The sequence below is a fragment of the Enterobacter sp. PP-008-ECC_S150 genome (assembly GCF_045257065.1).
Lineage (GTDB): Bacteria > Pseudomonadota > Gammaproteobacteria > Enterobacterales > Enterobacteriaceae > Enterobacter > Enterobacter chengduensis.
This window is the reverse complement of record NZ_JBJHHG010000031.1, coordinates 11,077-36,258: the sequence shown is the minus strand read 5'-3', so window position 1 is coordinate 36,258 and position 25,182 is coordinate 11,077. Positions and strand designations below refer to the sequence as shown.

General features: G+C 62.9%; 24 protein-coding genes and 2 pseudogenes. 10 read left to right on the top strand and 16 right to left on the bottom strand.

The genetic code is table 11. The features are described 5' to 3' along the window. The 12 genes and pseudogenes from ACJBF3_RS23750 to ACJBF3_RS23695 form a co-directional block, all read right to left on the bottom strand. Positions 1-381 (bottom strand): annotated as a pseudogene (locus ACJBF3_RS23750) (conjugal transfer protein TrbI); the annotation flags it as partial. A 2-nt stretch (positions 382-383) separates the two neighbouring features. Continuing rightward, on the bottom strand, positions 384-1,376 hold the full coding sequence (trbG, locus tag ACJBF3_RS23745) for a P-type conjugative transfer protein TrbG (protein WP_016487821.1): 993 nt from the start codon (positions 1,374-1,376) through the stop codon (positions 384-386). Beyond that, on the bottom strand, positions 1,373-2,077 hold the full coding sequence (trbF, locus tag ACJBF3_RS23740) for a conjugal transfer protein TrbF (protein WP_006378793.1): 705 nt from the start codon (positions 2,075-2,077) through the stop codon (positions 1,373-1,375). Before trbF ends, trbG begins: the two co-directional genes overlap by 4 nt. Positions 2,078-2,095: 18 nt before the next feature. Beyond that, positions 2,096-3,463, bottom strand: coding sequence for a P-type conjugative transfer protein TrbL (trbL, locus tag ACJBF3_RS23735; RefSeq protein ID WP_006378795.1), 1,368 nt, complete (start codon positions 3,461-3,463; stop codon positions 2,096-2,098). Continuing rightward, the gene (locus tag ACJBF3_RS23730; RefSeq protein WP_006378798.1) at positions 3,460-3,786 is read right to left on the bottom strand and encodes a hypothetical protein; all 327 of its coding nucleotides are present in this window, start codon (positions 3,784-3,786) and stop codon (positions 3,460-3,462) included. The genes trbL and ACJBF3_RS23730 overlap by 4 nt, the downstream gene beginning before the upstream one ends. A 12-nt stretch (positions 3,787-3,798) precedes the next feature. Then, positions 3,799-4,542 (bottom strand): P-type conjugative transfer protein TrbJ, encoded by a 744-nt coding sequence (trbJ, locus tag ACJBF3_RS23725; RefSeq protein WP_006378800.1) that lies wholly within the window; start codon positions 4,540-4,542, stop codon positions 3,799-3,801. Further along, on the bottom strand, positions 4,539-6,989 hold the full coding sequence (gene trbE, locus ACJBF3_RS23720; RefSeq protein ID WP_406545290.1) for a conjugal transfer protein TrbE: 2,451 nt from the start codon (positions 6,987-6,989) through the stop codon (positions 4,539-4,541). The genes trbJ and trbE overlap by 4 nt, the downstream gene beginning before the upstream one ends. Before the next feature lie 12 nt (positions 6,990-7,001). After that, positions 7,002-7,271 carry a VirB3 family type IV secretion system protein gene (locus tag ACJBF3_RS23715; RefSeq protein WP_006378802.1) on the bottom strand — a complete coding sequence of 90 codons (270 nt, stop codon included), beginning with the start codon at positions 7,269-7,271 and terminating at the stop codon, positions 7,002-7,004. Beyond that, the gene (locus ACJBF3_RS23710; protein WP_006378803.1) at positions 7,268-7,654 is read right to left on the bottom strand and encodes a TrbC/VirB2 family protein; all 387 of its coding nucleotides are present in this window, start codon (positions 7,652-7,654) and stop codon (positions 7,268-7,270) included. Before ACJBF3_RS23710 ends, ACJBF3_RS23715 begins: the two co-directional genes overlap by 4 nt. Then, a pseudogene (trbB, locus tag ACJBF3_RS23705) lies at positions 7,651-8,720 on the bottom strand (P-type conjugative transfer ATPase TrbB). The gene ACJBF3_RS23710 and the pseudogene trbB overlap by 4 nt, the downstream one beginning before the upstream one ends. Next, positions 8,717-9,193: a CopG family transcriptional regulator gene (locus ACJBF3_RS23700; protein ID WP_006378865.1), complete on the bottom strand. Its 477-nt coding sequence runs from the start codon at positions 9,191-9,193 to the stop codon at positions 8,717-8,719. The pseudogene trbB and the gene ACJBF3_RS23700 overlap by 4 nt, the downstream one beginning before the upstream one ends. Beyond that, positions 9,190-11,187 (bottom strand): conjugal transfer protein TraG, encoded by a 1,998-nt coding sequence (locus ACJBF3_RS23695; RefSeq protein WP_406545289.1) that lies wholly within the window; start codon positions 11,185-11,187, stop codon positions 9,190-9,192. The genes ACJBF3_RS23700 and ACJBF3_RS23695 overlap by 4 nt, the downstream gene beginning before the upstream one ends. 306 nt (positions 11,188-11,493) lie before the next feature. Here ACJBF3_RS23695 and ACJBF3_RS23690 point away from each other — a divergent pair, with 306 nt between their 5' ends. The 3 genes from ACJBF3_RS23690 (at position 11,494) to ACJBF3_RS23680 (ending at position 13,761) form a co-directional block, all read left to right on the top strand. Next, positions 11,494-12,399: a LysR family transcriptional regulator gene (locus ACJBF3_RS23690; protein ID WP_006378991.1), complete on the top strand. Its 906-nt coding sequence runs from the start codon at positions 11,494-11,496 to the stop codon at positions 12,397-12,399. 280 nt (positions 12,400-12,679) lie between these two features. Then, the gene (locus tag ACJBF3_RS23685) at positions 12,680-13,210 is read left to right on the top strand and encodes a polyketide cyclase (RefSeq protein ID WP_016487823.1); all 531 of its coding nucleotides are present in this window, start codon (positions 12,680-12,682) and stop codon (positions 13,208-13,210) included. Positions 13,211-13,254: 44 nt separating this feature from the next. Then, positions 13,255-13,761 carry a hypothetical protein gene (locus tag ACJBF3_RS23680; protein WP_006378996.1) on the top strand — a complete coding sequence of 169 codons (507 nt, stop codon included), beginning with the start codon at positions 13,255-13,257 and terminating at the stop codon, positions 13,759-13,761. Between the two features lie 335 nt (positions 13,762-14,096). On the opposite strand, the gene ACJBF3_RS23675 is transcribed toward ACJBF3_RS23680, so the two are convergent. The 4 genes from ACJBF3_RS23675 to ACJBF3_RS23660 all read right to left on the bottom strand — a co-directional run bounded on the left by ACJBF3_RS23675 (position 14,097) and on the right by ACJBF3_RS23660 (position 17,167). Next, a complete protein-coding gene (locus ACJBF3_RS23675; protein WP_000539741.1) occupies positions 14,097-14,414 on the bottom strand; it encodes a multidrug efflux SMR transporter in 318 nt (105 codons plus the stop codon). Positions 14,415-14,472: 58 nt separating this feature from the next. After that, on the bottom strand, positions 14,473-14,736 hold the full coding sequence (locus tag ACJBF3_RS23670) for an EexN family lipoprotein (protein WP_016487824.1): 264 nt from the start codon (positions 14,734-14,736) through the stop codon (positions 14,473-14,475). A 32-nt stretch (positions 14,737-14,768) separates the two neighbouring features. Next, on the bottom strand, positions 14,769-15,674 hold the full coding sequence (locus ACJBF3_RS23665) for a LysR family transcriptional regulator (protein WP_006378999.1): 906 nt from the start codon (positions 15,672-15,674) through the stop codon (positions 14,769-14,771). Between the two features lie 89 nt (positions 15,675-15,763). After that, positions 15,764-17,167 carry an efflux transporter outer membrane subunit gene (locus ACJBF3_RS23660; RefSeq protein WP_016487825.1) on the bottom strand — a complete coding sequence of 468 codons (1,404 nt, stop codon included), beginning with the start codon at positions 17,165-17,167 and terminating at the stop codon, positions 15,764-15,766. Between the two features lie 101 nt (positions 17,168-17,268). Here ACJBF3_RS23660 and ACJBF3_RS23655 point away from each other — a divergent pair, with 101 nt between their 5' ends. The 7 genes from ACJBF3_RS23655 to ACJBF3_RS23625 form a co-directional block, all read left to right on the top strand. Further along, on the top strand, positions 17,269-17,910 hold the full coding sequence (locus ACJBF3_RS23655) for a TetR/AcrR family transcriptional regulator (RefSeq protein ID WP_028689677.1): 642 nt from the start codon (positions 17,269-17,271) through the stop codon (positions 17,908-17,910). A 131-nt stretch (positions 17,911-18,041) separates the two neighbouring features. After that, positions 18,042-19,073: an efflux RND transporter periplasmic adaptor subunit gene (locus ACJBF3_RS23650; protein ID WP_406545288.1), complete on the top strand. Its 1,032-nt coding sequence runs from the start codon at positions 18,042-18,044 to the stop codon at positions 19,071-19,073. Positions 19,074-19,097: 24 nt separating this feature from the next. Then, on the top strand, positions 19,098-22,202 hold the full coding sequence (locus tag ACJBF3_RS23645) for an efflux RND transporter permease subunit (RefSeq protein WP_016487828.1): 3,105 nt from the start codon (positions 19,098-19,100) through the stop codon (positions 22,200-22,202). A gap of 80 nt (positions 22,203-22,282) precedes the next feature. After that, on the top strand, positions 22,283-22,630 hold the full coding sequence (locus ACJBF3_RS23640; RefSeq protein WP_032665245.1) for a multidrug efflux SMR transporter: 348 nt from the start codon (positions 22,283-22,285) through the stop codon (positions 22,628-22,630). 15 nt (positions 22,631-22,645) lie between these two features. Then, entirely contained in the window at positions 22,646-23,266 is a 621-nt protein-coding gene (locus tag ACJBF3_RS23635) for a DUF3313 family protein (protein ID WP_016487830.1), read from the top strand. Continuing rightward, the gene (locus ACJBF3_RS23630; RefSeq protein ID WP_016487831.1) at positions 23,263-24,420 is read left to right on the top strand and encodes an ABC transporter permease; all 1,158 of its coding nucleotides are present in this window, start codon (positions 23,263-23,265) and stop codon (positions 24,418-24,420) included. Before ACJBF3_RS23635 ends, ACJBF3_RS23630 begins: the two co-directional genes overlap by 4 nt. Beyond that, the coding region (locus ACJBF3_RS23625; RefSeq protein WP_406545287.1) for an ABC transporter ATP-binding protein at positions 24,417-25,182 on the top strand (766 nt) is incomplete at its 3' end. The genes ACJBF3_RS23630 and ACJBF3_RS23625, both read left to right, overlap by 4 nt.

The window sequence follows — 25,182 nt, the reverse complement described above, 5'->3', positions numbered from 1 at the left end:
GGGGGCCGGCGCCGGCTGCTGCGACTTCACGATGGCCGGGCCAAGATCGCCCGGCAGCGGCGGCCCCAGTTCGGGAACGGCAGGCGGCAACGCCGGCGGCAGCTTGGAGTAGTCCGTCGGCAGCGCATCCAGTCCTTCAGACTTCGAGACACGATCGACGTTGTAAAGCTCGGTCTGCTCGCCCGCACCGCGCCGCTGAGGTTGCAGCGACCACATCACCGCGCCGAGCACGGCCACCGCCAGGACGCCGGCGAGGATGGCCAGCGTGCGCCGATTCAGGCGCGTGACCGGGCGCGGCTGGGCGCGAAGCGCGACCGCCTCGGGAGCGATCTTGCCCGCCGCCTGCGGCGCGGCAAGGTCGGGAGTGTCATCCTGGCTCATGGTCAGTTCCTCCGCGCAACGCCATCGGTGCGCTCGATCCGCACCACGTCGCCGCCGTCGCCGCCCAGCCGCAGTTCGGCCGCGCCGAACAGGCGATCCACGACGTAGTACGGCGCGCGGAAACGGTAGTTCACCAATTGCCCGTCGCCCTGCGCGCCGATGACAAACAGCGGCGGCAACTCGCCCTGGGCGATGCCCGCCGGAAACTGGATATAGACCTTCTCTCCATCATCGAAGGCGCGTAGCGGCTTCCACGGCGGGTTGCTGCCCGATACCGCGTAGCGGAAGCGGATCTTGTCCAGCGACAGGCCCGTATCGACAGGCGTTGTCGCCTGCGCAGCCTGCGCCTGGCGCTGCAACGCGAGCATCCGGTCTTTCGGGTAGTCCCAGGATACCGACGCCATCCATGCCTTCTCGGTCGAGGTCAGCTCCAGCAGGTAGGTGCGCCGACTGGTGGTGATGACGAGATTGGTTTTCAGGCCGGAACGGATGGGCTTGACCAGCACATTGACGCGCAGATCGGCCCCGCCGCCGCTGGACGTGTCGCCCACGATCCAGCGCACGGTATCGCCGGCGGCGACCGTCACCAGTTCCTCGCCCGGTTGAAGCGAAACCACCGTCACGCGCCCCGGCGACGCATAGACCTGATAAAGCGCGCCATCGGTGAACGGCCACACCTGAATCGCGTTGACGTAGCCCTCACGGGTAGGCGCGATACGCGCTTCTGCATTGGCACGGGAAACGCGCACCTTTTCGTCGGCCGGCTCCGGCGCAACGGGGGCCTCATCGAGTTCCGGCAGCGGCTTCAACTGCGCCGGCAGCGCCAGCGGTTCAGGGACGGCGACGACTTCGACGGGCTTGGGCGGTTCGGGCAATGGCTGGGCCAGCACCGGCTCGTCGAGCGAGATGGACGGCGGCGGCTTGCCCTGCGAGGCGCAGCCCGCGAGGGCCAGCAGCGTCAAAGGAAAAACGTAAAGGCAGAAACGAAGTTTCATGGTTTGGCTCCTTCGGAAGAATCCAGTTCGCGGCTCCATGACAGGCCGTTGACGTAGATACCCAATGGGTTCTTGCGCAAGCGCTGTTCAGTACGCGGGGTTTGCAGGACGGTCGAAAGCACGGCGTTCCAGCGTTCGGTGCCGGCGGGCGCACCGTTGACATAGCGCTGCTCTGTCCAGCGCACGTTGAAAGACGTGTCGCTGGCGCGAACCACGCTGGTGATTTGCACCGTTACCGATTCCTTGCCGATGCGGGCGAATGGGTCATTGGTGCGGGCGTAGTCGTTGAGCACCGCCGCGCCCTTGTCGGTGGTGTAGTCGTAGGCATCGAGCCAGTTCTGCCGCACCACGATGGGGTCGATGGACAGCGAGCGAACCAGCGTCACGAAGCGCGCCAGGTGGTGCGCGATCTGCGCGTCGCCGGGCCGATACGGCGTAGCGGCCTTACCTACAGCGCGCACCTGCCCGGCCTGATCGACCTCGATGACATAGGGCGTCACGATGGACTGCGCCGAGCGCCACACCAGGCCGCCGGCCATCAACAGCGCGAGCACTAGACAGCCGAAGGCCATCAGGCGCCAATTCTTCGCCTGCACGCGGGCGGAGCCGATACGGTCGTCCCACACCTGGGCGGCGGCTTGATACGGGGTGGCAGGCTGCGGCGTATCGGCGTAGCGCACCTGCGGTCGTTTGAATCGCATGGGTGTTCTCCTTGAAGGTTAGGTATCGGAATCCCGCAGGCTCGGGCCTTGCCCGGAGCCGCCGCCGTCGCCCCCGCGCAGCGTGTGGGCGGCAGTGGTCGCGGCATGGGTAGCCTGCTGGCGGCGGTGCATCCGCTTGGCCCAGGCCGGTTGCTCTTGCTTCTGCGAGCCTGCGGTGCCGTCTGCGGTCTGGCCGCGGCCAGCACCGTCGCTGCCGGCTTCTGTGCCGTTCCAGCCAGCGCGGAAGGAGTCGGCCACCTTCTGCCCAACAGCGGAAGCACCAGAGGTGACGCTGCGGCCTGCGGCTTGTGCGCCGGTCTTGGCGACATTGCCGAGGCCAGCCGCCGCGCCCTTGGCACCGCCGCCGGCCGCAGCGGAACCGGCCTGGAACGCCGATCGGGCACTGCCGGCCGCCGAAGTCGCGGCACGCGCGCCGGCACCGGCCAGCTTTGCGGCCGCCGGGGCCATTCGTGCCCCAGCCATGACGGCGCCGCCCACTCCCGTTGCGGCGGCTCCGATGGCAACGCCGGTGCCGACAGCCCCGACCGCAGCACCAGCCATCGCGCCCGCACCAAGCTGTGGCGCACCGGACACCAGGCCGGTGGCGATACCGGGGCCGAAAATGCCCAGCGCCAGCAGCGCGAGCGAGGCCAGCATCACGACCAGCGCGTGGTCGATTGATGGTTCGTCGGGATGTACCTGGAACTCGGCAAACAGCCCGGAACCAATGCCGACGATGACGGCCAGCACCAAGACCTTGATGCCTGACGACACCACGTTGCCTAGCACCTTTTCCGCGAGGAACGAGGTCTTGTTCCAGAGTGCAAACGGGATCAAGACGAAGCCGGCGAGCGTAGTCAGTTTGAACTCGATCAGCGTGATGAAAAGCTGTACGGCCAGCACGAAGAAGCAGAGGATCACCACCAGCCAGGCGATGAACAGAACCACGATAGGGTCGATGTTCACGAACACCTCGGGGAACCCAGCCATGTCCCCGATCTGTTCCAGAATCGGCGCGGCTGCGTCGATGCCGGTCTTCGCCAGCCGGCCCGGCTGAAGAAAGTTCTCCATCGTGATGGCCGAGCCGGTAGCGGTGATTCCCAAGCCGGCGAACGAGCGGAACACGATGCTCGCCAGCCAGTTGAAGTTGCCGATGATGTAGGCGAACGCGCCGACATAGAGCACCTTGCGCAGCAGCTTGGCGATCACGTCGTCGCCCTGGCCGGTGGCGTGGCTCATGGCCCAATACAGGCCAGCGATCGTCATGTCGATGACGATGAGCGTGGCGGTGAGAAATGCCACTTCGCCCTGCAATAAGCCGAAGCCCGAGTCGATGTAGCGCGAGAACGTATCGAGGAAACGGTCGATGATGGTCACGTCGTTCATGGCGAATCCTCGGGCGGAGTGAGCGGAACGGCGCCCTCTGGCAATTCATCTGCGGGCGTATCGAAGCTCGGCGGAATCGGCGGGAGTTCAGCCAGCGAGTTGTATTCATCCGGCCCGGTATGGCCGGCGAAGAAGCGCCGCCGGAAGGCTTCGGCGGCGGCGCGGCAGGCATCCTCGCCCATGGCCTGCCGGTCGACCGCGCATTGCCCGCGCAACGCCTTGAGCCGCACCGGATCTGCGGCCAGGGCGTCGGCCAGGTTCTCGGCCGGCTGCTGGCCGCACGCGGTCAGCAGCACGGCCAGCAGGACGGAAGCGCATCGCATGGCCGCCTCCGGTCAGTTGTTGTAGAAGTTGACGGACTGCGGCGTGTACGGCGTGCCGGTGCCGAGGAAGCGCCGCCGCACTTCGCGGGCGCGCTCCATAGCCGCCGCTTGCCGCGCCAGTTCCAGCGAAGCGGCCCGGTCTTGCGTGATCTGGAGCTGCTGCGCCTGGATCGACTGCTTGGCCTGCAAAGCCAGGAGCTGGTTCGTCGCCTGCATCGCTTGCAGCGCGCCGGTGGCCGACTGGCTCTGGCTCACGAGGTCGGCCAGCGCGCTTTCGTCTTGGGCGAGGTTCTGCGACACCTGCGCCTGCATCCGCATCGCGGTGTGCAGGCCGTTCAAGGTGTTCTGCCAGCGTTCGCGGGCATCCTGTGCCATGCGGTCGCCGCTGATGGTGGAGGCGTACTGTTCCGGGTACAGGCGGGCGAACGTGGCATCCATGCTCTGCACGTCGTAGGCCAAGCCGCGCGCCTCGGCGATCAGGCGCTCGGTGGTGGCGAGCGTCGAGCGCAGGCGGTTGACGATGTTGAAGTCGAGATTTGCCAGGTTCCTGGCCTGGTTCATCAACATCTGCGCCTCGTTCTGGAGCTGGTTGATCTGGTTGTTGATCTGTTCCAGCGTGCGCACGGCGGTCAGCGTGTTCTGCACGAAGTTGGACGGGTCGAACACCGTCAGCGCGGATGCGGGCTGCACGGCCAACAGCGATACCGACAGCACAGCAGCGAGTGAGACAGAGAGCAAACGGGGCTTGGTCATCATGGCGAAACCTCCAGCGGTTGAGAAGCGAGAAAGGAAGCTGCCGCCGGAGCGGACGGCAGCAGGTCGGCGGCCCAGCCGAGGCCGCGATGGCGCAGCCACGCGCCGGCGAAGCCGGGAGCGCCGGCCTGCGTCAGCACGCGGTCAATGTCGCGTTGGGCGTGAGGGGTGGATGCACTCGCGCATGCGCGCGCGACAGGCCCCAGGTCGAGGTCGAACAGGCGATTGCCGAGGCGCGACTGGTAGTAGTAATCGCGCTTGGGCTGGGCGGTCGCCACGATCTCAATCTGGCGGCTGCTCAAGCCGAAGCCTTCGTAGATCGTGCGAATCTGCGGCTCGGTGGCCTGCGGGTTAGGTAAGAAGATCCTGCTCGCGCAGCTTTCGATGATGGCTGGCGCGATGGTCGAGTCCTTGATGTCGGCCAGCGACTGCGTGGCGAAGATGACGCTGACGTTCTTTTTTCTGAGCGTCTTGAGCCATTGCCGGATGCGGGCCGCGAAGGACGGCTCATTGAGGAACAGCCACGCTTCATCGAGGATCAACAGCGTGGGCGCGCCGTCGAAACGTTCGTCGAAGCGGGCGAACAGGTAGCGCAGCACCGCTTGCACGGCGGCCGGGCTGTGCATCAGTTCTTCCATCTCGAAGCCCTGCACGTCGGCCATGCCCAGCCGGTCGTGGTCAGCGTCCAGCAGCTTGCCGTGTGCGCCGCCCAGCACATAGGGCGCGAGCGCTTGGCGCAGCGCGTTAAACTGCAATAACACCGACAAGCCGGTCATGGTGCGCTGCTCCACCGGCGCACCGGCAAGGCTTCTCAGCGCCGACCAGATGGCAGCCTTCTCGTCCGGGCCGACCGTCACGCCTTCGTGCAGCAGCCGGCCCTCCACCCATTCGGCGGCCCAGGTGCGGTAGCCCTCGTGGGCAATTCGCGCGAGTGGCTGGAAGGCGATGCCGCCATCGGCGCCGAGGTCATAGTGCTCACCGCCAAGGCCGAAGATGGTGGCGCGCATCGAGCGGCCCATGTCGAAGGCGAAGATCCGCGAGCCGAAGTAGCGCCGGAACTGCATGGCCAAGATGGCGAGCAGCACCGACTTGCCCATGCCGGTCGGCCCGGCGACAAGGGTGTGCCCCACGTCGCCGATGTGCGTCACCAGCCGGAACGGCGTCGCGCCATCGGTGCGGGTGACGATCAGCGGCGGGCCATCGAGGTGTTCGTTCTTCTCCGGCCCAGCCCATACCGCTGACATCGGCATCATGTGCGCCAGGTTCAGCGTCGAAACGATGGGCTGACGCACGTTCGCGTATGCGTTGCCGGGGACGGACGACAGCCAGGCATCGACTGCGTTGAGGGTTTCGGGGATGGTCACGAAACCCCGGCCCTGGATGACGCGCTCCACCATGCGCAGCTTCTCGTCGGCCACGGCCGGGTCGGCGTCGAGCACCGTCACCGTGGCGGTGAGGTAGCCGAAGGCGACTTGATCGCTGCCCAGCTCCTGCAAGGCGGCATCGGCGTCGGCGGCCTTGTTGCTGGCATCGGTATCGACCAGCGGGCTTTCCTGCTGAAAGATCGTTTCGCGCAGCAGCGCGATGACGTTCTTGCGCTTGGCGAACCATTGGCGCCGCAAGCGCCCCAATTCCCGTTCCGCCTCGGCTTTGTCCAGGCACAGGAAGCGCGTACTCCAGCGATACGCAAAGCCCAGGCGGTTGAGGTCGTCCAAGATCCCCGGCCAGGTCGAGGTCGGGAAGCCTCGTACCGACACCACGCGCAGGTGCTGATCGCCCAGCATGGGCGCCAGGCCGCCGACCAGCGCGGCATCGGCAAGCAGTGCGTCGATATGGAACGGCACGTCGGGCACGCCGACGCGATAGCGCCGGGTGGAGACTGTGGCATGCAGGTAGGTCAGCGTCTGGCTATCGTCCAGCCAGGCAATCTCCGGCATCACACCATCGAGCAGGTCGAACACGCGATCGGTCTCTGCCACGAAGGAATCAAGCCGACCACGCCAGTCCACACCCTCAGTGGGCCGGTTCTCGTACAGCATCCCAGCCGCACGGGCGCGAGACTCTTGCGGCGGTAGGTGTTGCAACGTGAAGTGATAGACGCTCTCGAAATGGCCATCCGACTCCTCGAACGCCGCGCGTCGCTCCTCATCCACCAGCCAGGACAGTGGTTCGGGAAAGGAGGATTGCGGATAGCTCGATGCCCGCATCCGCTCGGCCTCGATATAGAAGGCCCAGCCAGACCCGGTACGGCGAAGCGCGTTGTTCTGCCGCGCCGACGTGGCAATCAGCTCGCCCTGTGTCGCACTGTCCAAGTCGGGGCCGCGAAACTGGAACGTGCGTTGAAACGAACCATCTTTGTTCAGCACAACGCCCGGCGCGACCAGCCCGGCCCAGGGCAGCCAGTCGGCAAGCAAGGCCGGGCGCTGACGATATTCGGCAAGGTTCAGCATGGCGTCCTCCCCTCACACGTCCAGAAGCGGGCGGTGTTTGATATGCCGCGCGAAGACCTGCATGAACTGCGGATCGACGCGCGCACCCCATACGGCCAGCGAGTGGCCGACGATCCAGAGCACCACGCCGGGAATCCACAGTTGCAGGCCCAGCCCGACGGCGGCGGCCAGCGTGCCGTTGGCAATTGCCACGGTGCGCGGCGCGCCGCCCAGCAGGATTGGCTCGGTCAGCGAGCGATGCAGCGGCACCTCGAAGCCTGGAAGGTCGCTGGCCGTACTCATACGACGGCCCCGCCGGAGAACGAGAAGAACGACAGGAAGAACGAGGAAGCGGCGAACGCGATGCTCAACCCGAACACGATCTGGATCAGCTTGCGAAAGCCGCCGCTGGTGTCGCCGAAGGCCAGCGCCAGGCCCGTGGCGATGATGATGATGACCGCGACGATGCGTGCCACCGGCCCCTGGATCGACTCCAGAATCGACTGCAAGGGCCCCTCCCACGGCATCGAGGAACCGGCGGCTTGCGCCGTTCCGGCCAGCAACAGCAGCAGCGCGGCCAGCAGCAGCCCCTGCCTCGCAGGGCGGGTGAGGCTGCGCAGCCGCGCCAGGCCGGACAGGCGAGGAAGCGGATTTACGGAAAAGCGGAAAGAATCAACGTGCGTCATGGCAGTTCTCCAAGTTGGTTGGGGGACGGGAATGTGCAGCGGCGTCGGCTGCGAGAGGAACCGGCGTCAGCTCGGGAAACGGCGTTTCCAGTGCGTCCGCCAGGCGATAGCCGGTGCCGTCGAAGCCGACGACACGGGCGATGGTTTCGACGTGGCGCTTGCGGCCGCGTCCGGCGATGTTGATGACGACGTTGACCGCCTCGGCGATCAGCGCCCGCGGCGGATTCACAGCGACTTCGAGAATCAACTGTTCGAGGCGCAGCAACGCGCCCAGCGCGGAGCCGGCATGGATGGTCGCAATGCCGCCGGGGTGGCCGGTGCCCCACACTTTGATGAGGTCGAGGGCTTCGCCGCCGCGCACCTCGCCGACGATCACGCGGTCAGGCCGCAGGCGCATCGTGGCCCGCACCAGCTCGGTCATGGTGACGACGCCGGCGCGGGTGCGCAGCGGCACATGGTCGCGGGCCGCGCATTGCAGCTCGATGGTGTCTTCGAGCACCAGCACGCGGTCGCCTGTGGCGGCGATCTCGGCCAGCAGCGCGTTCGCCAGCGTGGTCTTGCCGGTGCTGGTGCCGCCGGCGATTAGGATGTTCTGCCGCTCGCGCACGGCGCGGCGCAGGAACTCGGCCTGCCCGGCGGTCAGGATGCCGTCGGCCACGTAGCGATCCAGGCCGATGATGCTCACGGCCCGCTTGCGTAGCGCGAAGGCTGGCCCCGGGGCGGCCGGAGGCAGGATGCCCTCGAAACGCTCGCCGGTTTCCGGCAACTCGGCGGTCAAGAGCGGCTGGCCGCGATGCACCTCCGCGCCGACATGCGCGGCGACCAGGCGGATGATGCGTTCACCATCGGCCTCGGGCATCTCCACGCCCAGCGGCGAGCGACCCGACGACAGCCGATCCACCCACAGGGTGCGATCGGGGTTGAGCATGATTTCCACCACATCCGGGTCTTCGAGCGCAGCGGCGATCAGCGGCCCCATTGCAGTGCGCAGCATCTGGATGCGGCGATCCTGGGACGCTGCTGCGGATGAGCGAGGTTCGGGCTGGATCTGTGGAACGGCACTCATGACGCACGCTCCGCAGTTCGTTCATGGGCGGAGGCCATCGCTGCTGCGTCATCCATCTGCATCGGATCGGGGTGCAGTTCCTCCACCACGTCGCGCACCAGACTGCGGCCACGCAGAAGGTGGCGACCCAACTGTTCGACGAACTGCTCGAAGCGCACCTTGCCCTGGGCGCGTGCCGCATCCTGATGGGCTTCGGGCACCGGCGTGCTGACGGTCAGGAAGTAGCGGATGAACAGCGCCAGCGTTTCGATCTGGATGTTCTGGTCGCGCTCCAGGCGTTCGGTCTGCCGCGACAGTCGATCCAACCGCTTGGCAATGGCGGCCTCGCGCTGGTCGCCAGCATCGGGCGACAGCCAGGACGCCAAGGCCGCTGCGACGATGGACGACTTGGACACGCCTTTCTTGGCGGCCAGTTCGTCCAGGCGCTGGGCGTGCTCGGGCTGGATGAAAAGATTGAGGCGGTATTGGCTCATAGGTCGATTCCGTCGTTGGGGTCGAGGGAAGCCAGCCGGGCCGTGCGCTGCATGGCCGGGTCGAGCTGGCCGGGAAGCGGCAGCGCCAGGTCGTCGTCATCGAGCAGCGCCAGGTCGTTCGCATGTGCGTCCGGCTCGGGGTCGTAGGCGACGGTTTCGGAGAGTTCGGGCTGGCGGCGTGGGCCGCCGTCATCGGTGCCGCCCAGGCCATCGGCGGATGCCGAGGCCGGCGCCGCAGGTACGGCCGGGATCGCCAAGCCGCTCCAGTCGTCGGGGCGGGCTGGCGGCGCGTCGGCGTACCTCCCGGCTACGAGCGCGGGCGGTGGCAGGACGCGATTCTTGAAATTGGCGTCGGCGTAGTAGCGCAGCTTCTTCGCGCGGATCGGGGCGACGCTGGACACCATGACCACGGCGTCATCAGGTGGAAGCTGCATCACCTCGCCGGGCGTCAACAGCGGCCGTGCAGTTTCCTGACGCGACACCATCAGGTGCCCCAGCCACGGAGCGAGCCGGTGGCCGGCGTAGTTGCGCTGCGCGCGAAGCTCGGTGGCGGTGCCGAGGGTTTCTGAAATCCTTTTCGCCGTCCTTTCGTCGTTGGTGGCGAAAGTCACCCGGACATGGCAGTTGTCGAGGATGGAATGGTTCTGCCCATACGCCTTGTCGATCTGGTTCAGGCTTTGAGCGATGAGAAAGCTGCGGATGCCGTACCCGGCCATGAAGGCAAGCGCGGACTCGAAAAAATCGAGGCGGCCCAGCGCCGGAAACTCGTCCAGCATCAGCAGCAGCTTGTGCCGGCGCGCGATGCCATCGCTGCCGTCGAGCGATTCGGTCAGCCGCCGCCCGATCTGGTTCAAGATGAGCCGGATCAGCGGCTTGGTGCGGCTTATGTCGGAGGGCGGCACCACCAGATAGAGCGATACCGGGTGCTCGGCGGAAATCAGGTCGGCGATGCGCCAATCGCAGCGCGATGTGACTTCGGCCACGGTCGGGTCGCGGTACAGGCCGAGAAACGACATGGCGGTGGAGAGCACGCCCGATCGCTCGTTGTCCGACTTGTTAAGCACTTCGCGGGCAGCGGATGCGACAACCGGGTGAGGCGCATCGCCCAGGTGCTTCGTCGTCATCATCCGGTGCAGCGTCAGCTCGAACGGACACGCCGGGTCGCTGAGGAAGTTGGCGACGCCGCGCAGCGTCTTGTCCTCGCCTGCGTACAGCACATGCAGGATGGCGCCGACCAACAGCGCGTGACTGGTCTTTTCCCAATGGTTCCGGCGTTCGAGTGCGCCATCGGGATCGACAAGAATGTCGGCCACGTTCTGCACGTCGCGCACTTCGTGCGGGCCGCGCCTCACTTCCAGCAGCGGGTTGTAGGCTGCCGACTGCGCATCCGTGGGGTTGAACAGGAGGCAGTGGCTAAACCGCGAACGCCAGCCTGCGGTGAGCGTCCAGTTCTCGCCTTTGATGTCGTGAACGACGACGGATGCGGGCCAACTCAACAAGGTGGGAACGACCAGGCCCACACCCTTGCCCGAGCGCGTTGGTGCGAAGGTCAGGACGTGTTCCGGGCCTTCATGGCGGAGGTACTGGCCGCGATGCAGCCCGAGGAAAACCCCGTCGGGCTGGATCAGCCCAGCTTTGCGTATGTCTTCCGCATCGGCCCAGCGTGCCGAACCGTAGGTGGTGACAAGGCGCGCTTGCCGCGAGCGCCACACCGACATGGCGATGGCGACCACCACGGCCACCAGACCACTTCCACCCGCGATGGCCCCGCCGATATCGAAGACGTGCGGCGCGTAGGCATCAAAGAAGAACCACCACTCGAACAGCCGCCAAGGGTGATAGACCGGGGTTCCAAAGAAGTCGAACCATGGCGAGCCAAGGCGTAGTTGATAGCCCAGGGCGGCGGCTGTCCATTGCGTTGCACCCCACACGCCGGCGATCACGATGCCGAATACGGCGGCGATCTGCCCGAACAGTACGCCCTGAGCTTGCATTGACTGGCCTCCGATTTCCCTGCACTGATTCCTCGTTCAAAAGCGGCACAGGAACGTGCCGCATAGAGCGAGGATCGGTGCCGCGTGGGTGCCCGTCAAAGACCGTTTTGAGCACAACGGTCGAGGGAAAAGAAAGAATGAGCGGCGGGGCGAGTCGAAGACAAACGCCGCAAACTAAAGCACCCTATGGCGCATTTGGAGTTTCCAAGAGGTTGCCCAGAAAAAAATTCTCGCTGGGTCTCGCTCCCCTCATGAGCAGAATCTAGATATCATGGGAAAGAATTATTTATTGAAATCTGGATAAGAATGAAAGATATCAAGAGCATGGATCTCAACTTACTCAAGGCGCTGGACGTATTGTTGGACGAACGCAACGTGACACGGGCGGCAGCACGTCTTGGACTAACCCAACCGGCCTTGAGCGGCATGCTTGCGCGGCTGCGTGAAAGCTTCGGCGACCCGCTGTTCGCGCGTGCGCAGCGGGGCATCGTTCCGACGCAGCGGGCGCTAGACATAGGGATATCTGTCAAACAGGTGCTAGCGGAAATCGACGCGCTGCTCCAGCCACCTTCTTTCGACCCGGCCACCGCACAACTGACCTTCTCCATCGCCGCGACGGACTATGCGCTGCGTGCCATTGCTGTCCCATTTCTATCGGCACTCAAACAGCACGCACCGCGCGTTCGAGTCTCATTAGTGCCAGTCGAGAGCGGACTGCTACAGAACCAGCTTGAGCGCGGTCAAATCGATCTAGCCCTCCTGACGCCAGAGATCACTCCGCCAAATCTGCATGCCCGAGAGCTATTCAAGGAGCACTACGTGTGTGTCCTGCGGGAAGACCATCCAGCGGCTATGGGGCGCAAGCTGACAGTTAAGCAGTTCTGTGCTCTCGACCATGCGCTTGTTTCCTACGATGGTGGAGGTTTCCGCGGCGTCACCGACGATGCGCTAGAACAGTTGGGCAAACAACGAAGCGTCACACTGTCGGTCAAGAGCTTTCTGATCTTGCCAGACATCCTGCGTGCCAGTGACATGGTCGCGATCTTGCCGAGCCGCTTGGTCGCCGGTATGGACAAGCTGGCTATCTCCCTGCCGCCGATGAAGATACCGGGGTTCACCAAGACGGCTGCTTGGCACGAACGCACCCATCACGATCCAGCACATCGCTGGATACGAGCACTGCTGTTCACTTCCTGTGCTAACAACAAGTAGGCAAGATGGCTCTCATCGTCATGCTCAGCACAACTCTGCCTCGCACTACAAATATGCAATCAGCCGGCTCAATTGGAGACGGACCCTTTCGTAGCACCGCTGCGAGATAGCCTTGTCGGCGGATGGCAGAACCTAGACGCTGATATCAAATTATATGATTTCAAAAATAAAAAATTAGGATTTCACTTATTTCACAGGGAGGCTCATGATTGCTCTATGACCACTTGAATGACGCAGCCACCCCTGTTGCGTCATTGACATTTTGTGAAGGAGCTTCGATATGAGCAAGCAACAGAACGCCATCCTCTGGCCCGAAGGCTACACGCCGGGCTTTACTGAGAATTTCGCCTCTAATGAGATCATCGCCGCCGGCTTGAGCGCGGCCGACGTATGGCCGCTACTCGTCACACCATCGCTGTGGCCAAGCTACTACGCCAACTCGGCTAACGTGCGCTTTCATGGCGGCAAAGGCCCGGTACTGGCCGACGGCGATCGATTTTATTTCGAGACCTTCGGCTTCCCGGTAGAGGGGCAGTGCAACGAGTACGTGGCACCTGCGGATGGGCAACCCGGCCGCGTGGCCTGGCACGGCTGGTCCGGCGAGGAAGGCACAGATACGCGCCTGGATGTGCATCACGCCTGGCTGGTCGAGAACCTGGACGGCGGGCGCGTGCGCATCCTCACGCAGGAAACGCAGAAGGGCAAGCCGGCCGAGGAGCTGCACAACGCCAAACCCAACCCGATGATCAACGGCCATCAGGACTGGCTCGACAGCTTGGTCGAGACAGCGCGCAAAGCCAAGCAGGCGTAATGGTCGCTGGCCGCTTGATCCCAAGCGTCTGAACTGAGAAAACCATGATGGGAACTCCCCTCGAGATTCTGCTGGTTTTGACTTCGCAGGCAACGATGGGCGACGACCCGCGCCTGACCGGCGTGTGGTTCGAGGAACAGTCCACCCCGTACTACGCCTTGGTCGATGCAGGTGCCAATGTGGATATTGCGTCAATCGCCGGCGGCGAGATTCCGGTGGATCCTCATTCCATAGCGAGCGAAGGCATGAACCCGCCGAGCGTGGAATGCTTCCTCGATGACAAGGTGTCGATGGACAAGCTCGAAGGCTCGCTGAAGATCGACAGCATCGCCCCGGAAGGGGGTGCGGTGATGTTCCTGCCCGGCGGCCATGGCACCATGTGGGACTTACCCGGAGCGGGGCGCTCGTCAATCTGCTGTCGGGCGCTTGGGCTGACGGCAGGGTGGTCGCGGCGGCCTGCCACGGCCGAGCCGGACTGGTTAATGTCAAGGAAGCGAATGGCCAGCCGCTGGTTGCCGGCCGTCGCGTCAGCCCCTTTGCCAAACGCATGAGCCGCGAGACTGGGCTACCTGTGGCAGTGAGTTGGGGCATCGACGATCCGCGAATGGCCGAGCACGTGATCGCTGGCAGGTAGATGGGTTTGGTGATTCTTGGCCGCGCCATGCTAGCCAACCCACACTCTTTCTCCACCTTTGCAGGAGCTGAAGGTGGAGCACCCGGAATGGCTGCTCCACCGCCTTACGCGCACTGGCTCGAACTCTCCCGAGGCTGCGGCAAGCTCACCACATATAACGACTAGGAGGAGGTGACCGTGCGAGTTCCCAGAACCCGATCCAGTCTGTGTCGCAGGGTGTCCCAGTGACTACGCTATCAAAGGAGCTAGTACTCAACTCGATAACTTGAGCGTGATAACGCCCAGGATGATCAGCGCCACGCCAAGGTATCGCATCAGGGAGGTTGGGTCGCCATAGAAATGAATTCCGACTAAGAACGTTCCCGCCGCTCCGATACCCGTCCACACCGCATAAGCAGTCCCAATCGGTATCTGACGCTGAGCAAGCCATAGGAAGGCGCCGCTAATTGTCATGAAAGAGACGGCTACTGCGACCCCACTCCAACGCGATGTTGGCTCTTGCGCCATTTTCAGCCCGACCGGCCATCCGATTTCAAACAATCCAGCCAAAACAAGATAGATCCAGCCCATTGCAATTCTCCTTCAAGTTTTTCATATCCGGCATACATACTCCAGCGTGACCACCAGCTTAGAACTTCGGCGGCTCTTTAGGTGTGGTGTAGGGCACATCGCCATCTTCGTAAAAGCGCTTTCGCGTAGCCTCGGCAACCCGGTTACATAGTTGGTCGCCCAGCATAGGACGATCCAACTTGCATTGCTGGCGCAACTTTTTCAGCCGCTCAGGATTGAGCGCTAATTCATCGACCGTCGGAAGGTTGCCTTTATCTGGTTTCCCGGATGGGCTGCAGGCTGCCAGTGTCGAGGAAAGCAATATGAGAGCAATCTTCTTCATGGTTAAGTTTCCTTGGGAGATTGTGTGATGGTTTACCGCCGACTTTTGGCGTCTGGAGATTTGATCGAATGAACGCGTTCCATGAAGCGAGTCAGTATTTCTGACGGCTCGCTGGCCGGTCGTAGCAGATAGGTCGTGAGCATGGGCGAACCTCCAGTCAGCGGCCGTGCGACCACACCCTGTTCCCTGCTGGCAGTAATATGCGCACCTCCTGTGAGGCCTAGTGCAAGTCCCGCCGAAACCAGGACCATCATTAGATCGCTGGAAGTCACGCGTTCGGCAATTAGAGGCTCAATGTCCACGCGACGTAGCACCCGTTCAACTTGCCGAGCATGGCCCTCACACGCCACCGCGTCGCAGAGCACCAGCGGATACCGCAACAGCTCTTCCAGGGGAATCTGTTTGTGGGATAGCAAGGGGTGCCGTGCGGGCACAGCTACCATCAGAGGGTCACTCCACACCGGCACGGCGATGATGCCTTCGCCGACTTCATCCGATTGAGCGAAGCCGAGATCGTACAGTTCGCCACACAATCCCTTGATTTGCTGTGACAAAGGCACTTCGAAGAAGCGAACTTCCACTTCCGGCTCTTCCTGCCGGCAGAGCGCCAACAACGCAGGCAGGCGCGATGGCGTGATTCCATCAGACAATGCAATACGGAGCTGGCAATGAAAGCCATTGGCTGCGGCGTTCACACTGTCGCGCGCCTGCTGCAAAGCTGCGAAGACACGGGGTACGCTCTCAAAGAAGAGTCTGCCTGCACGAGTCAAGCGGGTGCTCCGAGTGGTTCTCGCAAATAGCGCTACGCCCAACTCCTCTTCAAGCTCTTTGATGGCGCGCGACAGCGGCGATGTCTCGATGTGGAGGCGCTCTGCGGCTCGGGCAAAGTGCAGTTCCTCTGCCACCGCTAGAAAGTAGCGCAGATGCCGAATTTCCATGTTCGCATTCCTCCTCACTTAGGCCTCACCACCTTCGCCTTGCGCCACGCTATCTAGCCTTCGCAAGCTGCTCCAGCAAGCTTCCCCGATCAAACAGGTGGGCCGGATAGTGCTTTTGCCAGCACACCCCATTGCACGGCTGTCTCGGCCCGCGTGCGGATCAGCGAAGCCTGCGCTGACATCACCCCCGCCTCAGCCTCGGCCACCACCGTGGCGTCCACTTGTCCCGCCTCAAACAGACGGCGGCTGCGATCGAGCTGACGCTCCGCGACTGCGACCCCCTCGGTCTGATGCTCCAGTGCGGCGTGCTGCGTATGCCAACCGAGGTATGCGTTCTCTACGTCCTGCAATGCACTCAACAAAGTGCGCTCGAACTCCGCGCGCGCAGCTCGGCTGCGGGCCTCTCCGGTCTCGATGCCGGCACGGATCGCGCCACCATCGAAGATCGGCAACGAAACCCCGGCCCCAAGTGAAAAAATGTTGCCGGTAATGCGCGTCCCCGCACTCTCAACGCGCTGCCGTCCGCCGCTCAGGTCCAACACCAGCTTAGGGAAGCGTTCGCCTTCGGCTGCGTTCCAGCGCGCGGTTTCGGCTGCGAACTTCGCTTCGGCGGCGCGCACGTCGGGCCGCTCACTCAGCAGGTCCGCAGGTATGCGTGTCGGTGTCCAATTGGGGGCGGCGAGTGAAGCAAGAGTCGGAGAAGCTGCAGACGCTCCGGGCGTTTGTCCCGCTAGTACATCAAGTGCATGCGTCGCCTCGCCGCGCGCACGCCGAAGTTGCTCTTGCTCCACACGCAGTGCGACGACGCCGGAGCGGGTTCGCTCGATGTCGAAGCCGGTAGCTTGTCCGGCCTCGAACTTCCGTTGTGTCAGCAAGACGAGTCGCTCGGCGGATGCCAGCCGCGCCGTGGCGAGCGCTTCGAGTTCACTGGCTTGGCGCTGCTGCACAGCCGCCGACACTGTTTCAAACGCGACCTGCCAACGCGTGGCAACCCACGCTTGTTCGGCTGCCACCGCATCCAGGCGCGCACCTTCTGCTGCCTGCGAAAGCCGCCCCGACAGGTCTGCCTCCCACGATGCAGACAACGTGGCGCGGCCATCATTGCCGATCGCAACGTTCTCTGAATAGTCGCGTCCTCGAGTTGCCTGCGTGCCCGCGGACAACGAGGGGAGCAGGGAGGCCCGTGCTCGCCGCGTGGCGGCCGAGGCCTCGTCGACGCGCGCGCGCGCAATCGACAGTTCGGTGTTGCGCTCCAGCGCCGCCCGGACTAGGACATTGAGCTGTGGATCGCCGTAGGCCGTCCACCAGTCGACGGGAAGAGTACGGCGGGATGATTTGTCCAGGATGCCTTCACCTCCCTCTTCATTTGAGAAATGGGCCGGTACATCCAGGCGAGGCGGATCGGCAGAGTGCGGAGCATGGCTGCAAGCCGCAAGAAGCATTAGCGGCGAAATCATGGCCATGAGGCGATAGCGTTCAAGAATTTGAGACATGGCAGGTCCTTGCATTCCGAAAAAGTCTTGACGGACTGTTTTACGCCTTCTACTATACCGTCTGGACTGTATATGACTCAAGCTTTTTTTGGAGCACGACCATGCCGCCTCGCGCGAAAACAAAGTTGCCCCCCCCGTCCACCGCCCATAGCAGCACCGATGCGCAGCCCGTTCTCCAGCAAGGAGCCCAGCTAACTCGCGAGCGCATCCTGCAGGCCGCTCGCGAACTGGTGCTGGAGGAAGGCGCCAGTCGTCTGACGCTGGACGCCGTCGTCGTGCGGGCCGGGTTGAGCAAAGGGGCGTTTCTCTATCATTTCAAGACCAAACGCGATTTGTTCGTGACACTGATCGACGAGATGATCCGGGCGTTCGACGCGGTACAAGCCAATCACGAGCGCAGGTTTGCCGGAGACCCGGACCCCTGGCTGTCGAGCCAGGTGGAAGCGATACCCGACGACGAGATGCAGAAGATGGGCGCAGCGCTGCTCGCGGCAGCTGCGGAAGATCCAACACTTCTCGACCCACTGCGCGAGTGTTATCGCGTGCAGTACGAACGCGTGCGTCGATCCCCGCGTGGCACCGAGACCGCGGCACTCATCATGCTGGCATTGGATGGCGCCCTGTTCGCCGATCTCCTGGGTCTGCCGATACTCGCACCCGCAGAGCGGCGGCATTTCTTTCGGGCGCTCCAGGATCTCGCCTCGGGCCATCTCGAACTGATCCCTGCGAAAGGACACCCATGAGTCGCGTCCGTAGAGCTTTCATGACCGCGTGCGCACTGCGCTCCTTGACGGTTGCTTGCACACTATTCATTTCGACCCTGGTCTCAGGGTGCGGAAACTCGCAATCCACCGTATCCGAGCCTCCGCGCGCAGTGAAGCTCGCCGCCGCGCAGTCGGATCTTCCGCATAGCTCCCGCATCGAATTGACTGGCTCGGCGCGAGCAACCGAGCGCAGCATCCTAGGATTTGAAACAGGAGGACGGATCGCCAAGTTGAACGTCGACGTGGGTGAACGGTTCGCCCGCGGTCAAGTCATGGCAGAACTTGATGCGGAACCTGACCGGCTTCGCGTGACGCAAGCGCAAGCATCCCTGGCGGCCGCCGAAGCCGGCCTGATGGATCGACGTGTACAGACAGATCAACAGCGCCGGTTGCTCGAAAGCGAAGTCATCTCCCCTGCTGCGTTCGAGAGCGCCAAGGCGCAGCTAGCGGTCGCAGAGGGCCAAGCGCGCACTGCCAAGGCAGCGCTTGGCCTGGCCGAACGAGCACAACGTGGCACGATGATCGTCGCTCCTTTCGATGGTGTCGTGGCGGAAAAGCTGGCTTTGGCGTTCACCGACATTGCTGCTGGTGCGCCGGTATTTCAGGTCGACGGTGTGCGCAGTGGCACTGAGATCATCGCGAACGCGTCTACTACACAGGCACCTCACATAGATGTCGGCCAACGCGCAGAACTGTTCTGGAGCGGAGCCGAACAACCAATCCGAGCGGTGGTACGTCGTGTCGGTCTGCGCGCCGAAAATGGCTCGCTCCTACCCGTGGTGCTAGTGCCTGAAGATAACGCGCAAGCGCGCGCACTTCGGCCAGGTATTCCCGTACAGGTCGTGCTCGACGCACCTGCGGCGACCTCCAAGACCTCTCGGCCCGAGACTGTATCCGTCCCTTATGCCTCGCTGGTGCTCGGCACGAAGCCGGGTGAGGCTTCCGTCTTCGTCTACACCCCTGCAGATAAGAAGGTGCACCGTCGCGCGGTGCACTTCACGCCGGCACAGGAAGGAGACAGCGCGCGCGTCCTCGCTGGACTTAAGCCCGGCGAGACGGTGGTTGCCGCCGGAGGCGGATGGCTCACCGATGGACAGCCAGTGACACCACTGGAAGCCACCACTCAATTGACCAAGCGCTAACGCGATCCACCAGGTTACTTCATCATGAAGATCACCGAGATGGCGCTGCGCGCCAGTCGACTTACCTACTTTGTAGCGCTTATCATTTTCGTCGCCGGCATCGCGACCTTCCTGAATTTTCCTTCTCAGGAGGAGCCGACTGTCACGGTCCGCGATGCGATGGTCACGGCGTTGAACCCGGGGCTGCCCGCCGAACGCGTTGAGCAACTCATTGCCCGGCCGATCGAGGAGCGCTTGCGCGAACTGGCAGAGGTCAAGCGCGTGACGAGCACCGTGCGCGCAGGCAGCGCCATGATCCAGGTCACGATCTGGGACCGCTACACCGACTTGGCACCGATCTGGCAGCGCGTCCGGGCCAAGGTCGCCGATTCGAAGGATGCCTTACCACAGGGCACGATGGGGCCTTTCGTCGACGAAGACTTCGGCCGCGTCGCGGTTGCCTCGATTGCGGTCACTGCACCAGGTTACTCCATGAGCGAGATGCGCGTCGCGCTCAAGCAGATGCGCGACCGCCTGTACACCGTGCCTGGTATTGAGCGCATCACTTTCTACGGCCTGCAGGAAGAGCGCGTCTATCTCGAGTTCGATCGGCCTAGGCTTGCGCGATTGGAGCTGACACCACAGGGGGTGATCGACCAACTCGTCAAACAGAACGTCGTCGCTTCGGGTGGACAAATTGTCGTCGGCGGCATCAATGCAACCTTGGCGGTCAGTGGCGAAGTGAGTGACGCTCCCTCCCTGCGAGCAATGCCGATCGCGCTGCCGCGACCGCAAAGTAGTACGGCGCCCATGCCGACGATCGCATTGGGTGAACTGGCGCAGGTGAGTGTGCGGCCAGCCGATCCGCCGGAGTCTGCCGCCATCTACAAAGGCCAGCCCGCGGTCGTCATGGCGGTTTCGATGGCCTCTGGTCAAAACGTGGAGCAGTTCGGAAAAGCGCTCAAAGCACGGGTTGCAGACCAGGAGAAGCTGCTGCCGGCGGGTTTCGATCTGTCATACGTCACTTTCCAGGCCGATGTCGTCAAGCACGAGATGGGCAAAATGAACCACGTCATGATGGAGACGATCATCGTCGTCCTCGGTGTCGTCGTGCTATTCCTCGGTTGGCGAACCGGGATCATCGTGGGCATGATCGTGCCGTTGACGATCCTCAGTGCACTCATCGTCATGCGCGCGATGAACATCGAGCTTCAGAACGTCTCGATGGGCGCCATCATCATTGCGCTCGGCTTGTTGGTGGACAACGGCATTGTGATTGCCGAAGACATCGAACGCCGCCTAGCCGGTGGCGAAGATCGTAAGCATGCCTGCCTCGAGGCGGGCCGCACGCTCGCCATTCCGCTGCTCACGTCCTCGCTCGTGATCGTGATCGTGTTCTCGCCGTTCTTTTTTGGCCAGAACGCCACGAGCGAGTATCTGCACAATCTCGTGGTCGTGCTGGCACTGACGTTGTTCGCATCGTGGCTGCTGTGCCTGACTGTCACGCCCCTGTTGTGCTACCACTTCGCCAAACCCCACCACAAGCAGGAGCATGGCGACGCGTATGACACCCGCTTCTACCGTGGCTACCGGCGCGTACTGGAGTGGGTTCTCCACCATAAGGCGGTCTATGTAGCGTCGATGATCGCGGCGCTTGCCATTGCGCTGTATGGCTTCACCACCCTGCCTTACGATTTCATGCCCAAGTCCGACCGGCTTCAGTTCCAGATTCCGGTGCAGCTCGCCCCAGGTACGGATTCGCGCGAAACGCTCGCACGCGTGAAGCAGATCAGTAGTTGGCTGGGCGACAAGAACATCAATCCAGAAGTCTCCGATCACATCGGCTACGTCGCCGATGGTGGACCTCGCTTCATCCTTAGCCTGAATCCACCGCTGCCGGCATCGAACATCGCGTACTTCGTTGTCACACTGAAGCCGAAGAGCGACATCGACGCTGTCCTCGCCCGAACCCGCAGCTACTTTGCGCACGCACATGGCGACGTGCGCGCCGAGCCCAAGCGCTTCTCGCTCGGTGCGACCGAATCAGGGACCGCCATCTATCGTGTCAGCGGTCCGGATGAGGAGGTATTGTTGGAGGCTGCGTCCAAAATCGAAGCAGCACTGCGCAAGCTGCCCGGAACCATCAACGTCAAGAACGATTGGGATACGCGCATTGGCCGCATCGACGTAAAGGTTGACCAGGACCGCGCGCGTCGGGCGGGCGTAACGACTGAAGACATCGCTGGCGGGCTGGATGTCCGCTACAGCGGCCGATCGATCTCGGTGATTCGCGACGGTGACACCTCCGTTCCGATCGTCCTGCGCAGCATCGTAAGCGAGCGTCGCAGCACGGCAGACGTAGGCGCGACGCTCATCTATCCCAGCAACGGCGGTCCGGCGGTGACGCTGGCCCAGGTCGCAGACGTATCGCTCGCGAGCGAGCCATCGGTCATCCAACGGCGCAATCTCATCCGCACGATCACCGTGCAAGGACAGAACACCTCCTACACCGCCCAGGAGATCGTCAACCGCCTGGTGCCTAGCGTCGCTGCCTTGGACCTGCCCGCGGGCTACTCGGTCGAACTTGGCGGCGAGATCGAGGAAGCTGCCGAATCGAACGCCGCGCTGTCGACCTACATGCCCCTCGCATTTCTGGCGATGCTGATGCTGTTCGTATGGCAGTTCAATTCCTTCCGCAAGCTCGGTGTGATCCTCGCGACGATCCCTTTCACGCTTATCGGCGTGGTATTGGCTCTGAAGCTAACCGGCACACCTTTCAGCTTCATGGCGACCTTCGGCGTACTGGCCTTGTTCGGGATCATTGTCAACAACGCCGTGCTGTTGCTGGAACGCATCGACCAGGGCTTAGCGGAAGGCCTGCCGCGCCATGAAGCCTTGGTTGGGGCCGCGATACAACGACTTCGTCCAATCGTGATGACCAAGGTCACCTGCATTTCGGGACTGGTGCCACTCATGCTCTTCTCCGGACCGTTATGGACAGGGATGGCGATCGCGATGATCGGTGGGCTGGCGCTCGGAACGCTGGTGACGTTGGGCTTGATTCCGTTGCTTTACGAAGTCCTGTTTGGAATCAAGCGAATTGGGCCGTGGAGCCTGAGTGCCGCCACCGCGCATGGAGATCGCTCATGAGTCTCTTGCGGACCGCCTCGTGCTGCGCATTCTCAGAATTCGTATGTACCCACGCTTCATCCGTATGTCTCGCTAGGCTTATGCGATTCAGCATCCATCCGCTGATCTGGAAATCCTGGTCGATTGTCATTGCCGCAGGGGTTCTAGGAGCGGGCTATCCATTGGGCCTGCGGGCCATCACGGCGGGCGGTCCGACGCGCTGGGTCGGCCTCTGTGTGGCAGTGACGTGCATGGCGGCCAGCGGCGCACTTTTGTGGCTCGCGCTCAAGCGGATTCCGATCAGCGCGGCCTCTGCAGCCTGGGCAGGAATCGGGCTACTTGGAAACTTGGGTATCGGCGCCCTCTTGCTAGGCGATCTCGCATCAGTGACGCGCTGGTCTGGCACCGCCCTCATCGCAGCAGGCATTGCCTGTCTTAGTTTCGTTTGATCAAGGAGACCCATTATGAAGAGCAAAACTGCATTGATCCGCGGCGGCATTTTTTTTTGCGTAGCAGCCGCGCTCTCTGGATGCGCGACCAACAGCATGACGCGCTCCGGATTTCTCGGCGACTACGAGAAGTTATCGCCGACACGATACGAGAACGTACTGATGTACCGCGCAGCGGGATTCGAGCCCAAGCGTTATGCCGCTGTCGTGGTGGAAGATGCGCAGATCAAGACCGCCTCGGGTCGCATCGATGGGCTCGATGACGCGCAGCAGCGTGAAGTGCTAGACCATGTGACGAGCGAACTGAAACGCCAGGAAGGCAAAAGTCCCGCCACCCCAGGTGGCACGGGACAGGTTCGGGTGCGTGTAGCGGTCACCGAACTGCAGACACCGAATCGGGCAGTCAATGCAATGACGACCCTGCTGGTTGGACCCGTGACGACGGGCGGTGCCAGCCTAGAGTTCGAAGCAGTCGATGTAAGTACGGGACGACGCGTTGCTGCCGCCAGTTGCTTCGAGCGCGGCAACGTCATTAAAGAGTTCGCCGGTTCGTACACATTGCTGGGTCATGCCAAAGCGGCGATCACGAACTGCATCGAGCGCATCGACAGCGCTTGGCGGGACACGCAGCCATGAGCAACGCTTCACAGGCTTGGCTCCGGCAGGATGCCATGGTCGGCGGTGATCACAAATGGCTGGCGGGTGGCGACTGGACGATAGAGCACTACGCCAGTCTGGCAAAATCCGTGTCCGCCGCCCGCATCAGCCATGCCGAGGGGTACGCCACTCCCTTGCTCGACTGGACGCAAGTCCAGAGACTGGACACCGCCGGCGCGGCTCTGCTGGTGGAAATTCTCGGGCCAGACTCGATACTCGACCGGCCGGAGGCAGCTCCAAATCTGTCCCCGGATCGCCTCGCCCTAATGAAAGCGCTTGCCGCCGCTGCTACCGCTCAGCAGAAGACGGACAAAGCAGCGGTGAGCGGGAATCCTCTGCTCCGCGGTCTGGGACGCATAGGCCTGACCGTGGAACAGGGCTGTCGTGCGTGTCTTGGTCTGGCCGGGTTCGTGGGTCAGATCATCGAAACATGGAGCCGTACCGTTCGTCACCCGCGTCGCTGGCGCACGACCTCGGTGATCGCTCAAATCCAGCGGTCAGCGGTGGACGCCATTCCCATCGTGGCGCTACTGAGCTTCATGGTAGGAATGGTGGTGGCGTTCCTGGGCGCAACGGTGCTGGCCAACTTCGGTGCGAGCATCTTCTCGGTGCATCTGGTCGCCTTCTCGTTCATGCGCGAGTTCGGAGTGCTGCTCCCGGCCATATTGATTGCAGGCCGTACCGCAAGCGCGTATACCGCCCAAATCGGTTCGATGAAGGCAAATGAAGAGATCGATGCGCTTCGCTCCAACGCGCTCGACCCCATCGAGTTGCTGGTGCTGCCACGCGTGCTGGCGCTTCTTGTGTCCTTGCCACTGCTCACATTAGTAGGCATCTTGGCTGGCATTGTGGGCGGCGCCACTGTATGCGCACTGAGCTTGGAGATTCCTCCTGCACAGTTCCTTGCCATCGTGCAGGAAAAAATCGAGGTGCGCCATTTTCTTGTCGGAATGAGCAAGTCCCCGCTCTTCGCGGTGATGATCGCCGCTATCGGCTGCCATGAAGGGTTCAAGGTCGCCGGTAGCGCTGAGTCGGTAGGCGACCACACGACTTCTAGTGTTGTGCAATCAATCTTCATGGTGATCCTGATCGATGCCATCGCTGCACTGTTCTTCATGGAGATGGGCTGGTGAGCGCGGTGAAGGAAGACACCGACAACGGTGTGCGACACGCTATTGAAGTGCGCGGCCTAGACAACAGGTTTGGAACCCAGCAGGTCCATCAGGACCTGGACCTGGACGTGCGACGCGGGGAAATCCTTGGCGTGGTGGGAGGATCAGGCACCGGGAAATCCGTGCTCTTGCGTAGCATCGTCGGGCTGCAGAAGCCGCATTCGGGCGTGGTCCGTATCGGGGGGCGCGACCTACTGCGAGCCCAATGGCTTGCACGCGCGCGTATGGAGCGAAGGTTCGGCATTCTGTTCCAGAAGGGCGCGTTGTATTCATCGCTGACCGTCTTGGAGAACGTCGCTCTTCCTTTAATCGAGCATGTCGGTCTGGCGCGGCCTCTTGCCGAGCGTTTGGCAAGAAGCAAGCTGGGCTTGGTGGGGTTGCCTGCCGGAGCGGGAGACAAATATCCGGCCTCGTTGTCCGGAGGCATGGTGAAACGAGCAGCACTGGCGAGAGCCTTGGCGCTTGATGCGAACATCCTGTTTCTTGACGAACCCACCGCAGGACTGGATCCAATCGGGGCTGCATCTTTCGACCAATTGATTCTGACCCTGCGCAATGCACTGGGTCTCACGGTGTTTCTGGTAACCCACGACCTCGATACGCTGTACACCATATGCGACCGTGTCGCGGTCCTGGCGAACCAGAAGGTACTCATCAACGACGGCATCGAGGCAGTCGAGCGATTCAAGCACCCGTGGATACAGGAATACTTTCACGGCCCCC

What these genes read in the sequence shown, in the direction of transcription:
- ACJBF3_RS23675 (WP_000539741.1), bottom strand. Translation starts at nt 14,414, where the DNA reads ATGGGCTGGATCTATCTTGTTTTGGCTGGATTGTTTGAAATCGGATGG.
- ACJBF3_RS23695 (WP_406545289.1), bottom strand. Translation starts at nt 11,187, where the DNA reads ATGCAAGCTCAGGGCGTACTGTTCGGGCAGATCGCCGCCGTATTCGGC.
- ACJBF3_RS23670 (WP_016487824.1), bottom strand. Translation starts at nt 14,736, where the DNA reads ATGAAGAAGATTGCTCTCATATTGCTTTCCTCGACACTGGCAGCCTGC.
- ACJBF3_RS23655 (WP_028689677.1), top strand. Translation starts at nt 17,269, where the DNA reads ATGCCGCCTCGCGCGAAAACAAAGTTGCCCCCCCCGTCCACCGCCCAT.
- ACJBF3_RS23630 (WP_016487831.1), top strand. Translation starts at nt 23,263, where the DNA reads ATGAGCAACGCTTCACAGGCTTGGCTCCGGCAGGATGCCATGGTCGGC.
- ACJBF3_RS23685 (WP_016487823.1), top strand. Translation starts at nt 12,680, where the DNA reads ATGAGCAAGCAACAGAACGCCATCCTCTGGCCCGAAGGCTACACGCCG.
- ACJBF3_RS23730 (WP_006378798.1), bottom strand. Translation starts at nt 3,786, where the DNA reads ATGCGATGCGCTTCCGTCCTGCTGGCCGTGCTGCTGACCGCGTGCGGC.
- trbJ (WP_006378800.1), bottom strand. Translation starts at nt 4,542, where the DNA reads ATGATGACCAAGCCCCGTTTGCTCTCTGTCTCACTCGCTGCTGTGCTG.
- ACJBF3_RS23640 (WP_032665245.1), top strand. Translation starts at nt 22,283, where the DNA reads ATGCGATTCAGCATCCATCCGCTGATCTGGAAATCCTGGTCGATTGTC.
- trbG (WP_016487821.1), bottom strand. Translation starts at nt 1,376, where the DNA reads ATGAAACTTCGTTTCTGCCTTTACGTTTTTCCTTTGACGCTGCTGGCC.
- ACJBF3_RS23700 (WP_006378865.1), bottom strand. Translation starts at nt 9,193, where the DNA reads ATGAGCCAATACCGCCTCAATCTTTTCATCCAGCCCGAGCACGCCCAG.
- trbE (WP_406545290.1), bottom strand. Translation starts at nt 6,989, where the DNA reads ATGCTGAACCTTGCCGAATATCGTCAGCGCCCGGCCTTGCTTGCCGAC.
- ACJBF3_RS23665 (WP_006378999.1), bottom strand. Translation starts at nt 15,674, where the DNA reads ATGGAAATTCGGCATCTGCGCTACTTTCTAGCGGTGGCAGAGGAACTG.
- trbF (WP_006378793.1), bottom strand. Translation starts at nt 2,077, where the DNA reads ATGCGATTCAAACGACCGCAGGTGCGCTACGCCGATACGCCGCAGCCT.
- ACJBF3_RS23635 (WP_016487830.1), top strand. Translation starts at nt 22,646, where the DNA reads ATGAAGAGCAAAACTGCATTGATCCGCGGCGGCATTTTTTTTTGCGTA.
- ACJBF3_RS23680 (WP_006378996.1), top strand. Translation starts at nt 13,255, where the DNA reads ATGATGGGAACTCCCCTCGAGATTCTGCTGGTTTTGACTTCGCAGGCA.
- trbL (WP_006378795.1), bottom strand. Translation starts at nt 3,463, where the DNA reads ATGAACGACGTGACCATCATCGACCGTTTCCTCGATACGTTCTCGCGC.
- ACJBF3_RS23690 (WP_006378991.1), top strand. Translation starts at nt 11,494, where the DNA reads ATGAAAGATATCAAGAGCATGGATCTCAACTTACTCAAGGCGCTGGAC.
- ACJBF3_RS23645 (WP_016487828.1), top strand. Translation starts at nt 19,098, where the DNA reads ATGAAGATCACCGAGATGGCGCTGCGCGCCAGTCGACTTACCTACTTT.
- ACJBF3_RS23660 (WP_016487825.1), bottom strand. Translation starts at nt 17,167, where the DNA reads ATGTCTCAAATTCTTGAACGCTATCGCCTCATGGCCATGATTTCGCCG.
- ACJBF3_RS23710 (WP_006378803.1), bottom strand. Translation starts at nt 7,654, where the DNA reads ATGACGCACGTTGATTCTTTCCGCTTTTCCGTAAATCCGCTTCCTCGC.
- ACJBF3_RS23715 (WP_006378802.1), bottom strand. Translation starts at nt 7,271, where the DNA reads ATGAGTACGGCCAGCGACCTTCCAGGCTTCGAGGTGCCGCTGCATCGC.